At 41.1% G+C, this 13,757-nt stretch carries 7 protein-coding genes; 1 reads left to right on the top strand and 6 read right to left on the bottom strand.

All coding sequences use genetic code 11. From position 1 onward, the window contains the following. Positions 1-23 precede the first annotated feature (23 nt). From OGI71_RS20790 to OGI71_RS20780, 3 genes are all read right to left on the bottom strand, one after another. On the bottom strand, positions 24-2,813 hold the full coding sequence (locus tag OGI71_RS20790) for a sugar-binding domain-containing protein (protein WP_282251617.1): 2,790 nt from the start codon (positions 2,811-2,813) through the stop codon (positions 24-26). Positions 2,814-2,821: 8 nt separating this feature from the next. Further along, on the bottom strand, positions 2,822-6,190 hold the full coding sequence (locus tag OGI71_RS20785) for a DUF5107 domain-containing protein (protein WP_282251615.1): 3,369 nt from the start codon (positions 6,188-6,190) through the stop codon (positions 2,822-2,824). A 71-nt stretch (positions 6,191-6,261) separates the two neighbouring features. After that, a complete protein-coding gene (locus tag OGI71_RS20780) occupies positions 6,262-7,650 on the bottom strand; it encodes a sugar porter family MFS transporter (RefSeq protein ID WP_282251613.1) in 1,389 nt (462 codons plus the stop codon). Positions 7,651-7,776: 126 nt separating this feature from the next. Between OGI71_RS20780 and OGI71_RS20775 the strand changes: the two genes are divergently transcribed. After that, on the top strand, positions 7,777-8,670 hold the full coding sequence (locus tag OGI71_RS20775) for an AraC family transcriptional regulator (protein WP_282251611.1): 894 nt from the start codon (positions 7,777-7,779) through the stop codon (positions 8,668-8,670). Positions 8,671-8,911: 241 nt separating this feature from the next. Here the strand turns inward: OGI71_RS20775 and OGI71_RS20770 are convergent, their stop codons facing one another. From OGI71_RS20770 to OGI71_RS20760, 3 genes are all read right to left on the bottom strand, one after another. Further along, a complete protein-coding gene (locus OGI71_RS20770; RefSeq protein WP_282251610.1) occupies positions 8,912-9,694 on the bottom strand; it encodes an enoyl-CoA hydratase-related protein in 783 nt (260 codons plus the stop codon). Between the two features lie 4 nt (positions 9,695-9,698). Then, on the bottom strand, positions 9,699-12,239 hold the full coding sequence (locus OGI71_RS20765) for a DUF5686 family protein (RefSeq protein ID WP_282251609.1): 2,541 nt from the start codon (positions 12,237-12,239) through the stop codon (positions 9,699-9,701). A gap of 126 nt (positions 12,240-12,365) precedes the next feature. Beyond that, the gene (locus OGI71_RS20760; protein WP_282251607.1) at positions 12,366-13,742 is read right to left on the bottom strand and encodes an NADH-quinone oxidoreductase subunit N; all 1,377 of its coding nucleotides are present in this window, start codon (positions 13,740-13,742) and stop codon (positions 12,366-12,368) included. Positions 13,743-13,757: the final 15 nt, after the last annotated feature.

The following is a 13,757-nucleotide window of genomic DNA, read 5'->3' as shown; positions in this document are numbered from 1 at the left end:
GATTTTAACCTGAATCTATCAAACTAATAAATAGCACCGGGAGCAGCCTTTTCCTGCAATTCTTTATAGTGTAAAACCTGCTGCAATACCTCAGGATTTTCGATAACTTTTGGCGCAAACTTCGAACTCTTCATGTAGGTGAGTATGGATTGCAGCATCTGTTTTGCAACAGGTCGCTGCGCTAAATCAGTCGCTAGATCAAATGAAGCTACCATCAGTTTGCCATTCCCCACTGTCCCCTCAAATAGTGAGGCTAATTTTCTATTGTTTGCAAAATTATCTATCATCTCTACAAGGGTTTCGCCGCCTTTGATCTGATCCATCAACATTGTTGTTGATTTGATCTGTAAGTCCCACCACTGCCAATCGGTATGTCCCGCTGTCGGAAAGTCAGCGAATACAGGATGTTTTGGATCACAGAGCAATCCCATTGTCCCAGCTTGCTTGGGAAAATGTACCGGGCTCCAAAATACCGGAACGAATTTCCCTTCGATACCTGTAATTTTTTTCCAATCAGGATTTAAAAGAACCTTTTTACCTGCCTGCAACAGCCGTAAAGCTTCGTCTACCTCTCTTGTATAACTTACATCAGCAAAATCAATTTTATTTTCTTTGGGATACACCCATATATTCCAATTATTTTCATAGTTCGTGCCTTTGAGATTAACATGAACTGTCAGCTTTTTGGCCTGTTGTATCGTCTGCAGTGGCACTTCAAAGCTGCCTATATTCCCGTTGTACCCCTGAGCTACGACTGTTTGAAAGTGACCTTTTGCAACAGTTTTCGTACCATCTTTCATAGACCACTCGACCAACTGATCACTCAATGCTGCAGCACCATAATTGCTGATGTCTAAAATCCCCTCAAATACTTCATCATTGGTATATACGGCTTTGGAAAACTGGAGCAAGGGAACTACTGGCGCACAAAACTGTCTAAATTCAGCTGCTGAAAGAATGTTCTTACTATCCCAAAAGGCATCTAATAGTCCCACCAAAGCAGTACCTTGGCCCGGGAAATCATGGAGGTCCAATAGTTGATAACCGCTGATGCCCGGTGTTTTTAAGGCCCGTTCCAGCTCTTCTTTATAGAGAATTGCTGCCAACTTGCCTGACGACATGGTATATGCCTTCGCTTTATGCAATAAGCCCTTGCGTTTCAGATCTTCGGCTACAGCAATAAAGTTTAACGGCTTTAAAACACCTGTATACTTTTTAATCTCTTCCAAATTGGGATAAACAGCATATTGTCCGATCTCATGAGTAACCACAGGAATCGAAACGCCATCCAATGAAGCGCTGTAATTTTTATTAAAGACAGGAGGTTCACTATTAAAGACCCCCTGCCCTCTCACCCATCCCCTTGCCGTCCACTGTGTAATCAGAAAATCGTCAAAGGGTTCGCCGACAATTCCATGTCCCTGTTGAAAAGTAAATGATGTAGCTGTGTATAGATGTCTCTTATCTTTCTCTTTTAGGTTTTTTACCAATGCGTTGAGGGCATCGAAGTCACCACTCAGCTCATTTCCCATACTCCAAAAGCAAAACGATGGATGATTGCCATATTGCCTGATCATCTTATCAGCTTCCTCATATAAAAAACGTAGTACTGCATCATCCTTACCAGCATTATTCTCCCAAATAGGCAATTCGACCTGAAGATAGAATCCCATTTCATCAGCTACAGTAAAGGCTGCTTCCGGGGGGCACCAAGAGTGAAACCGTAAATGGTTGAGTCCCCATTCCTTTGCTGTCAAAAATACCTTCTTCCATCCCGCTTTATCCATTGGGGGATGCCCCGTCAACGGAAAAATGCTGCATTCCAATGTCCCCCGAAGAAACAGGGGTTGCCCATTGATTTTCATCACGGTTCCCTCCTTCGACAATTCACGCATACCAAACGATGTACTCATCACATTTACCCCCTCACTCGAGTGGCACACCACTTCTACCTCATAGAGATTTGGTGAAAATTCGCTCCATGACCGGATATTCGCGCCCAGATCATAGCTCAATTGTATAGTGGAATCACCAGGAGCTAATAAAACCTCTTTTTCTATTGTTGGAAGGAACTTCTTCTCACTCTTAAATTTGGCTCTTAACCGAAGTGTACTACGGGTATTTCTTTGTGTTTTATTTGAAAGGACTACCTTTAGGTCTACACGTTTTGCTGTCAAAATCGGAAAAGTACTTACTTGCTTGATATGAACTCGATCCATTGCTTCAATGTACATCGAACCGATCATTCCGTTCCACATAATCTGGGTATGATCCGTATAAGCATGTGCCATATCATCGACACTGATTGCCAACTTTTTGCGGTTATCAATGCGGATAGTCAGACGATGCTTTTTTCCAGCCTTTAAAAAAGAACTTAAATCAAATTCATGTGAACCTACAAGACTGCGCTGTTTTTGCGGAATTTCTACTCCGTCAACCCAGACATTGGACTCCCATATAATCCGCTCCAGTTTCAGGATCATTTCTTTACCCGCCCAGCCTTTCGGAATCAACAGCTCCTTGCTGTACCAGACTACCCCCACATACCGATGTTTCCTTGTCAGATGTGAAAGTTGAGGTTTTGTGAGCGCCGGTGTTAAACTATTCGCAGTTCCCAATCCCGCATCGTCAGTTGTTCCAGGTAATTTGATGGATGTTGTGAAAGAGCTATTCGTCCAACCATTCTTCACACCTACATTCTCTGGGTCAAGTTGTACACTCCATTGTCCGGCAAGATTGAGCTGAGACCCTCCCACTGCCAAAACGCAGTAACTCTGTAGAAGAGCAAGCAATAAAATGAGATAACGATGCATGTCTGAAATTAATTATTTAGGGTGACTTCCGCTATAAAAGAGCGTAGTATTGATAAACAGCCCTGATGATTGGGTTCTAATTGCCTCACCTGTGCAAGATAATCCTTGGCCAGATCCAAATCTCCTTTACCTAAGTAACCTAACCCCATTACATATAAGCAATGAATCCTATTTTTATGGTCAAGGTCGTCCTCCCAGATATCCATATCAGGCAGTGAAACTGCAAAATAATCGATTTTAAAAGGTTTGTCCAGATAGGTTTTACCATGATCTATTAGACTTTGGAAACATTGTTCCGCTTTTTCTTCTTGTTTGAGCTCAAGCCAAGCCAATCCTTGAAAAAAGATCTTGTCTGGTTGTGGATCATTATAAAAAAGAGCCTGTTGAGGTTCCTGAGCCCCCAGCGTAGCTTTGATAAGATAAGTTATTGCTTCCTCCTCATTTCCCAATGAACGGTATGCAACGCCTTTGTAGTAATAAATATCGTTCTCCTCCATTGTAATCAGTTTACCCTCACCAAGATTATGCGGATAGCTGTCAATAGCTGTTAACAGTACCAAGGCACTCTTCGGATCATTGGCTTTTAATCTTTCTTTTGCCAGTTCCAGATGACAGATTGTATATTGACGGGACACCTTCCCTTCTCCGCCTTCCCAAGGTTTAAACTGTCGGGAAGCCAGTAATTGTCGAGCCTCTTCGTATCGTCCCAGAAGATTGAAAAGTGTAATCCGTTCCAAGAAAAGATCATCTCGGCTGACAACAAGATCTGTATAGCGATCCAATAGCGCCAATCTTTCCGTGTAATTGCCCCCTTGTTTCTTATAGAGCTGGTGCAGTTCCATCAGCAGCCGTGCATCGGTCTCATCCAATGCAAATGCTTTTTCTAGCAAAGCAACAGCCTCCTCTTTTTTGTCCATACGATTATAATAGGCCAAAGCCAGATTCCGGAAAACGGTAGGGAATTGTTGATCCAATTGTATGGCTTGCTCCCAGCAGTCTACCGCATCTTGATACTGTCTCTTACCGTACCATAGATTCCCCAAGTAGTAATAGGCTTTTGCATCATCATTATTGTGCAGGATTGCATCCTGAAGTATAACGATCTCTTCCAACCGATTTGGGAAGCAATAAGTCGGGTCCATGATACGAGCTTTGTCATAATAGGCTGTTGTTTGATCATTTTGTCCGATACAGGCGTTAAAATAACCCAGCGCATAATATATCATTGGATATACTGTTTGCGGATCATCGATTGTTTTTTCCAATAACTGGATGGCTTCTTCATATAGACCAGCCTGAGCAAAATCCAGCGCATATTCCACCACACTCTGTACATTGACTTTACATAAATCTAGAATAGGCGATAATATAGTCTCGTCCTTTGTCAGCAGGTACCATTCAAATTGACAGCCCATATTAAATGGATCTATTTCCAAAGAATCTTTAATGTAACCCAACGCTTCATCTACCCGCCCCAGTTTTCTTAAAATCGAGGTTTTTAATTGCCGGGCTTTATGATGCTTCCAATTTCGGTTTATTGAACGTTCTATTTTTTCCAGAGCAACGTCCCACTGTCCACGCGTTGCATCTATCTGTGCAAGACCAAAATAACCTGCATCCTGCCAGGCAGCATTCCAGGTTGCTTTGTAAAAAGCGGCATAGGCAACTTCCAGTTCACCGGATAATTGTAAAGCTAAGCCTAGATTATAGTAGGCCTCGCCATCGTAAGGATTTGGATTACGTTCGGTAAGTCGCGCAATTGCGGTACGGAAATAAGGGATGGATTCTGCTATCTTTCCATTCCGCAATAAAAGAGCACCCATTGCATTATTACATCGTGCATCATGCGGATCCCGTCGCAGTGCCTCAAGATAGTAATCTACAGGGTTATAGGTTGCGTGCCGATATTGTTCAAGATGCTGTCCTGTCAGGAACAATTCCTCCACGGATTGAATGTCCTCTGGTATTGACGCAGCTTGAGCCGGTTCTGGGATATCTGTAATATCTTTTTGTTTTTCCAATTGATAATGCAGCATTTCATTTTGATCACTATCATAAACCGACAGAATCAAATCAAATGGATCACTCTGCAAATCGGAAACAGTTTGTTTATAAATATCACGGGGCGAACAATGGATCTTTTCTTCCAGATAAACTCTCCCTTGCTTATCCCTCAGAACAATATGAAGCCCTTCAAATACCGCTGTTGCGTATAGGATAATGTCTGCACGCTGTTGATGGACCCCCATATTGAGGACAAGATCTTTTGTTGCATTCTTCACATGACCAACAGCCGCGTAGGGCATAAAATATTGTGACCATGATTTCACCTCATAAGGCTGCAACCAAGCAAAATCGGGCTGATTGTCGGTGTAAACACCTGCCATCAATTCGATATAAGGACCATTTTCGTCTGTCAGATTCCGGTCCCAAGCCACACCAAAATCACCGTTACCCCATGTCCATTGTTTCTTTCCCGGAGAAATGTGGTGATCCGCAACGTGCAACATCCCCGCATTGGTGTCTCCGGCTTCGTACCCCCCCACAAAATTATATTTTGATTGAATAGCCATATAGGATGTCGGAACAGGAATATTCTTGTATTGTGCGATATCAACTCCAGCTGAATAATCGTATTTATAATAGGTTCCTGTCGCGATCGGAAATGTTGAAACTTCTCTTTTGCCATGATCAAACACTGCATTTACGTCAGGTGGAAAAACAGAGTAATAATCATCATTGACGACAACAGCTGGATTGGCCCACCAGAGGAAAGTCTGCGGTAGAGCCGTGCGATTATAAACCTGCACCTTTATTTCAATAAAAGCTCTGTCAGGATAAAGTGTAAATCCCTGCATGGCCTTCATCCGAAACATACGTTCGATTTCATTGCACCATACGGTCACACTACCATCTGTATTATGCTCAACTAAATATTCTGTTGGCATAAAGGTCGTCGGACGGTGATGCTGAGGCCAATTGAATTCGATCCCCCCAGAAATCCAAGGTCCTGTAAGCCCTACCAGAGCTGGCTTGATCACCTCATTATAATAAACAAAATGCCGTTCTCGGACTTTATCATAGGCCATATGGATCCTTCCGCCTAGTTCAGGCAGAATCATCACCTTGATATATTCATTTTCAATAAATAGCGCCTGATAGACCTTATCCTGTTTCTCGTCACTAATTTTTTCAATAATCGGATAGGGATATACCACACCTGAGCTACCTTGGTACACACGTTTTTCAGCAAAAATCGGATTTTTTTCCATCGTACCGACCTCATAGGTCGGTATCGCCACAGGTTCCTCCCAAACTTTTACTATGCCGCGCTGATCGACTGTAGACTTAATCAGGTAACGTGTCAATTCTGTCATGTTCTAAAGAGCTATTAGGTTATATATTGTAAGTTGATTTAATTATAAAAATGGATTCCTATATGCAAAAATCAGGGTGTTATGGCTTCATCAGACCATTCCTGTTCAATTTCCTCAAGACTTTTACCTTTGGTCTCTTTCAATTGCCCCCACAAAAAGACATAGCCAATCAAGCAGACTATTCCATACAGCCAAAATGTGCCCGCTGCGCCCAAGCTTTGATTCAACATCGGAAAGGTATAGGTAAGTACGAAACATGCTATCCATAACAGCGAGGTAGCTATAGCCATAGCTTGGGCTCTAACCGCCGTAGGGAAAATTTCAGCAATGATAACCCAGGTCACTGGCGCCAATGTCATCGCATAAACCGCAATTCCAGCTAATACCAGAAGAAGTACAAAGATGCCGCTGCAATTGAAATAGTAGCAAGCACCTAAAGCCGCATAAATACCAAAAAGTCCTGCAGCACCGAACAACATTAATGCGCGGCGTCCAACCCTATCGACCATATACATGCCTACGAAGGTAAATATGACATTGATCACACCGGTTATAATAATATTGAAGAGCATCCCCGAAACCGTGTATCCCGCAGCTGTAAAAATCTCTTGCGCATAATTAAAGATCACGTTGATACCACACCATTGTTGAAAGACTGCGATAAAACTTCCGAGTAGCAACAACTGCAATAATTTCCCCTTAAATAGGTTCCTTTTCTTTAGGTTATCATGGTTTTTATTGGCGGCATCAATGGAAGCCATGTTTTCGTTAGCATAATAATCACCACCCATCCGCAAAAAGATACGTCTGGCCTCTTCATGTTTTCCTTTATTGTATAGCCATCTGGGGCTTTCCGGGATTAGGAAAAGCAACAGTAAAAAAATAACTGCCGGAATCGCTCCGGCCCAAAACATCCATCGCCAGCCCTGCTGTCCATTCCATGTTGCAGCAATAACCTCGTCAGGCAACACAGGTTTTGCAATCAGCCAATTGACAATTTGCGCGGCGAGTATACCCAATACAATTGTCAGTTGGTTGATCGAAACAAATTTTCCACGGCTCTCCGCAGGAGCTATCTCAGCAATATACATCGGCGCCAAATTGGAAGCTACACCTATACCAATCCCCCCTAGCACTCGATAGATAATGAAGATGTTAAGGTCAGCAGCCATACCCGTTCCTACTGCAGAGATAATAAATAGAATTGCGGCGGTATAGATCAATGGTTTGCGGCCAAAACGATCTGCCAAACCTCCTGAAAGTAATACGCCGATAAAGCTGCCTACAATCGCTGACGACATCGCCCAACCTTGAAGCGCTGGGTCAGATTCCAAATGAAAATATGCCTCATAGAAAGGTTTTGCCCCGCCAATGACAACCCAATCGTAGCCAAAAAGAAACCCACCAATAGCGGCCACAAAAGTGATTAACAGCAAATACGTCGTCGCGGTCTTTTGCATAAGAATTTACATATTTAGATTTATTGACGTAAAATTACAGGATTACTGCATGAGAATCATGTAAGTGAGCACGATAAACATGTAAAATATTATTATTTTTACAGCATACACCAAATTTCCTAACTTATGATTCGAGACACAGATGTAATTGCAGAAGGATTCAAAGGAGAGAAGGCTATTGTGCTTCCTTATTCTGTGTGCAACTATCAAGCACAGAATAATATCACTTCAAAATTGCATATCACACATATCGGCTACTATCCGACTGCAAAAAAGCATTATCGCGATCGGCAGGAAGGCTGTACAGAATATATTTTGATCTATTGTGAGAAAGGCCGCGGTTGGATCAAACAAGACGAAATGCTATATAATCTCTCTAGGAACGACCTTTATATCATTCCCAAAAACACAACACACTCTTATGGATCCAAGACCAATGATCCCTGGAGTATTTATTGGATTCACTTTCAAGGCACTGAGGCTTCCCTTTTTGAAAACATAATCGGGCAGATCATTCATATCAATGATACGGACTCAAATAAACATACTGATCGTTTTCAGCTGTTCGAAAGTATCTACCAAAACTTGGAAATGGGCTATAGTCCAGAGAATTTAGAATACACGAGCTTCTGCCTTCAATATTTTTTGGCCTCTATCAAATATTCCACTCAATACGAGGAAAACAATCGAGTTAAGGTAGATAATATCATTCAGGATATCATCATGTTTATGAAGGACAATCTAGAAAATAACATTAGTTTAGATGAAATTTCAACTCATTTCAATTATTCAAAGTCGCACTTGATTAACCTCTTCAAGCAGAAAACATCCTATCCACCCATGGTGTACTACAATCAATTACGCATGCAAAGAGCCTGTTCGTATTTACAATTTACGTTACTGAAAATTAAAGAGATCGCTTTCAAATTGAATTTCTATGATCCATTTCATTTTTCAAAAGCTTTTACCAAAGAAATGAAGATGTCCCCACAAGATTACCGGAAAAAGTATCAGAAATAGTGTTGGTTAAATTATACAAGTTCTCAATTCAGAGGGCACAGACACCACAAAAAATAGCATTCTCTGAAGGGGCATATTTTAAGCACAATAGTCTGCAGCAGTAGTTTTTTTATAGCAACCTATTTAGACAGCAACTATTTCAGATAGGTTTTTGCCTGCGATTCACTCCTCGATGAAAGAAGATTGTCAGACCAAATTTATAATTCCCCTACTTCGTGTAATCTCGAGGGTAAAGCTATTTTTACAGTGGAAATTTGGGTGATCTTTTTTCAAGAAAAGCGGAAACTCCTTCTTTGAAGTCATCCGTTCCGAATAAATGACCAAATGCATCCATCTCCACCTTACTACCATCCCGCTTTTTATCTCCGGCGGCATTGATGGCATCTATGGCATTGGCAACCGCAACACGTGACCGCGTAAATATTTTTTGAAGGATCTCCTCTGCTCTAGCGATTAGCTTTTCCTGCGGAACGACCTCGTTAACCATGCCCATTTCGTAAGCTTTTTGCGCATCAATCATATCGCCGGTCAAGATCATCTGCATCGCTCGCCCCTTTCCTATTAATGCGGGCAGGCGCTGCGTACCTCCGTAACCCGGTATTAATCCCAGTGAAACCTCCGGGAGTCCCATTTTTGCATTTTCAGAAGCGATACGTATATGACAGGCTAATGCCATCTCAAGCCCCCCCCCTAACGCATAACCATTAATAGCGGCTATAACGGGTTTTGGAGCTGCCTCAATAAGATCTGTAAATATGATATGGCCGCGCTCGCTCAACCAACGTGCTTGAACGACAGTCAGGTCGGTAAACTCCTTGATATCCGCACCGGCAACAAATGCTTTATGCCCTGCACCGGTCAATATAATACCCCGCACATTATTATCTGCATTAAAGTTCTTGAAAATGTCCTGCAGTTCATCAAGTGTTTCTTGATTCAGTGCGTTCATTTGAGACTCGCGATCGATTATTACATAGCCAATGCTATCTTTAACCTCATATTTTAAGTTCGAATATTGGATCATAAAGCTAAAAATTAAAATGTATGGATGCCGTGAAGGTATCTGAAGGAACGCCTTCTCCACCTTTGTAGCTCAATCTCTTTTTATACTCTAATCTAAGTAATTTAAATATATTATCCACGCCTACCAAACCTTCAACATAAGGTTTATCGCGGACCGCTTTAGTTTGAATGATACCATCTTTATCCGCTTCAAATTGAATATTTTCAGGGGTAACAAACGGATTATTCACATCGCTTAATTTTCCATAGAAAGCCTTGAAGCCAGTAACTTCACGCCATTTCAGTCTTTTAAATAAAGGGATTCTATTGAAGAAAAAACCGTTCCAGTTGTGATAATAGGTCAATTTTAAAAACTGATCCGATGCAAATTCCGAAGTGGCCATCAAGTCAAAATTTACCAAAGGCCCCGATTTATCTCTAGTGACCTCAGGAAGCTCTAATAGGGTGTATGGCAAATGTTTCCCCCAGATCCTTCCACCTGAAAACTGAAGATCGGCCTGACCAGCCGGAGATAAAAATAATCTCTTGAACACACTAAATCGCAAAGCATCATAACTATAATCTGCTCCCCAAAAGCCTTTCAAGCCCTTGTTATATTGAAGTGTAAAAATTGGATATTTGTTCTCTACTGTCCCACGATCTAGATTATGATAAGTAAACTCTTCATTTGGAGCCCAGCGCAAGATGACTTGTAGATCGTTGGTATTTACGCGACGGATAGTGTCTGGACTAGGTAAACTATTGACATAAAATAAATCGCCCCTAGGCTGTCTACGGGTATGTGTAAATGCTGTTCCAATACTCACATGGTTACCAAATTCGATCAGATGATCAAGGCGATAGATATCATTGAATTGCCATTTATTCGGCCTATTCTTTCCGAAGGACCTGAAAAATCCGTCACCTTTTAGAAAACCTAAATTGCGTCCCGGCTCCATGACATCGTGCTGGACGGTAAAACGCAGGTAGTTCGCTGGGAATTGAACAATACGTTCTCCATTTAATGTGAATGCTGTACTCAGATAATATTTTATTTCCTTGTCTTTATCTCCATAGGCGGTATAACCCTCTATAAATGCTTTCTCGGAAAATAAACGCGTTGTCCGACCACTCAATCGAATACGATTGCCTTCATAGTTATTACGACTATAGAGATACTCTAATGGTCCGAACTCAACCTTCCCCGCATTATAATATCCCTTAGCCAATAGATAGCCTAATGCAACTAACTGATTGAAAGATCGCATGTTTTGAACGGAGTCAACTTTTTGATAGGCTCCCAATTCTGCCTTGCTTAATGGTGTTGGTCTGACTTGAACTATTGGGACTTTTGTTGCAGACTGCAGCAGGTACTTTTTTTCAACAGGGACACCAACAAAATTCTCATTTGAGATTGAATCTGTCCGATGCCCCAGATACCGCGTTTCCCGTCGCCCATATAAAACGTCCGATTTACTTCCTCCAAACAACATTTTTAAATCAGTATGTACCGGAAGCATACTACCATTTTTAAATTCGCTGTATCCCAGATCAATCTGTACGTCATTGATCCAGTTGATATTTGCAGTCTTTCCAATATTCAGTGTCGCCTGATGAACAGCGTAACGCGTATCATCTGATATCAAAAGTACACCATAGAACAATAAATCAATCTTAGACTTACCCTCAAAATGAAGTTCGATATAGTCTTTACCCGCTATTTGAATGGTATCCTGTATACGATATTTGTAAAAGGCTGTTGCGCCTGTGGCTATTGGACTCAATATACCCTTATTCGTAACCTGTATGGTATTGTCGTAGAGATCGACATCACGAAGTATTGTTTGAAAACGGGTCTGCCAATTGTCATTATTAAAAAAACGGGGATTTAGTTCGGTTTGATTATGGCTGATGACGATCTTCTTGCTTCGGTTAGGATCATATGAAGAATAAACATTCGCATAATTTTCCTCCAAATAGAATGGTGCAATCGTTACTCCCCTAAATACAGCTGAATCTATATTCTCAAAAAGAAACCGAAATGGTTTCGGAAATTTTTTTGCTTTATCTTCTGGGTTCACAAACCCAAATTGCGTCTTCTCATATTCGTCAAAACGAATTTCAGGAATACGGCTATAATGATTTTGTGAGCGATGGGCAATTACCTGCTCTATCAAAGCAATCGCAGGATCCTTCGGCTTCTTATTTTTTCGATTAATAACAACCATATCCAAGGTATTATCTTTCGCTGTCAACCGAACAGTCATTACAGAATCACGTCCACGACGTACATCAACTGTCCTTCGTTCATAAGCCACCCCCCCAAATACCAATTGCTTATATTGCTTTTTATCCAGAATTTTAAAATAGCCGAGTGTATCGCTAACGCCGCCGCCATCCTCCCCAACCCAGTTGATGGAGACGCGACTAATCCCCTTCCCTGTCTGTGCATCAACAACCTTTCCACGGATAAATTCTTGCGCAATTGCTTCTCCTCCTATCAGTAGGAATAGCAACACACTCAAAAAGCCTATTGAAAAAGATTTAACACACACTTTAAACACCATCTGCAAACTGATAGGATTTCTTTTTTACAATATACAATTTGTATTCAAGAGTTATATCAATAAATATAAAAAAAGCATAACGAAATCGCTATGCTTTATTAAACAACAAGTATTTTAACAGAAACTTTATATTAATTTTAAAAGACAGTCTGGATATACCCCAATTAGAATTGTCAATCCCACTGCAAGTAGTAGAACAAATGAATAGTTCCACTGCACATTGACACAAGATTCTTCACTATCTCTGAAATACATCGCAACCACCACTTTCAAATAATAGTAAACTGCGATAGCAGCATTAATCACGGCCAAAATCAGCAATACAATGTGGTAATCCTCCATAACCGAAGAGAACATCATAAACTTACCAATAAATCCTGCGGTTAAAGGAATACCTGCAAGTGATAGCATAGCCACTGTCATAGCAAATGCTAACATCGGATTTCGTTTTCCTAGTCCATTGAACGCCTCAAAATGTTCGGATCCTGTTGTCTTCTTTACAAGGATCAGCCCTGTAAATGCTACAATCGTTGCGAGTGAATAGGCCAGCCCATAAGCAAAGATACTGTTGGCAGAACTCGCTCCAACGGCGATAATTGCAAACAACATATAACCAGCGTGAGAGATACTGGAATAAGCCAGCATGCGTTTGAAAGACGATTGCATTAAAGCTGAAATATTTCCAATAAACAATGTGATAATCGCTATAATCAAGAATACAGGCTCCCAAAAATCTTGTAAAGGAAGTAGACTGTAACTAAATAACCGTAATAAACCTGCAAAAGAAGCTACTTTGACCACAGTACTCATATAACTTGTTATCAGAATAGGAGCCCCATCATACACATCTGGCGTCCAAAAGTGAAATGGTGCTGCCCCAACCTTGAAAGTCAGGCCAACAATAAGCAATAGGATACCACCATAAAATAAGGGCGAGATCGCATGCGGATTATTCACAACATAGGCTTTTATCTCATCCAAATTGAATGAACCTGTGGCTCCATATAATAACGCTATACCAAACAGTAAAAATCCGGTCGAAAATGCGCCCATTAAAAAGTATTTCAGTGCGGCCTCATTTGACGCTTTATCCCGCTTACGGATACCGACTAAAATATAAAGCGCCACGGACATAATTTCTATACCCAAAAAGAGCATGGAGAAATTGTGATAGCTATTTACCAAAACAGCTCCCGTCAACGAAAATATCAGTAATGAATAATATTCTGCAACCTGTCCCCCTTCATCAAAATACCCTTTGGAGATAATAAATATGCACAAAGTAACGACGATGCATAAGACCGAAAAAGCAATCGCGTAATGATCGAAATGAACCATCCCACTGAAAAGAGGTCCCTTGTCAGCTGTCCAATCGTTCAATAGAAAACCAATCGCTACCAAGAATCCAAGGATGGAAACCGGCAAAAGCAAGGCTTTCGCTTTGAACAAGCCAAGATAAAGAACAACTAATGCTAATATTGAAAGTGTAATTATAGCTCCCATACAAATTGATATATC

Source organism: Sphingobacterium sp. ML3W, assembly GCF_029542085.1.
GTDB lineage: Bacteria > Bacteroidota > Bacteroidia > Sphingobacteriales > Sphingobacteriaceae > Sphingobacterium.
This window is presented reverse-complemented; position numbering and strand designations above follow the sequence as displayed.

Excerpts from the sequence above, each read along its gene's own strand:
- OGI71_RS20790 (WP_282251617.1), bottom strand. The coding sequence starts at position 2,813 with ATGCATCGTTATCTCATTTTATTGCTTGCTCTTCTACAGAGTTACTGC.
- OGI71_RS20785 (WP_282251615.1), bottom strand. The coding sequence starts at position 6,190 with ATGACAGAATTGACACGTTACCTGATTAAGTCTACAGTCGATCAGCGC.
- OGI71_RS20780 (WP_282251613.1), bottom strand. The coding sequence starts at position 7,650 with ATGCAAAAGACCGCGACGACGTATTTGCTGTTAATCACTTTTGTGGCC.
- OGI71_RS20775 (WP_282251611.1), top strand. The coding sequence starts at position 7,777 with ATGATTCGAGACACAGATGTAATTGCAGAAGGATTCAAAGGAGAGAAG.
- OGI71_RS20770 (WP_282251610.1), bottom strand. The coding sequence starts at position 9,694 with ATGATCCAATATTCGAACTTAAAATATGAGGTTAAAGATAGCATTGGC.
- OGI71_RS20765 (WP_282251609.1), bottom strand. The coding sequence starts at position 12,239 with ATGGTGTTTAAAGTGTGTGTTAAATCTTTTTCAATAGGCTTTTTGAGT.
- OGI71_RS20760 (WP_282251607.1), bottom strand. The coding sequence starts at position 13,742 with ATGGGAGCTATAATTACACTTTCAATATTAGCATTAGTTGTTCTTTAT.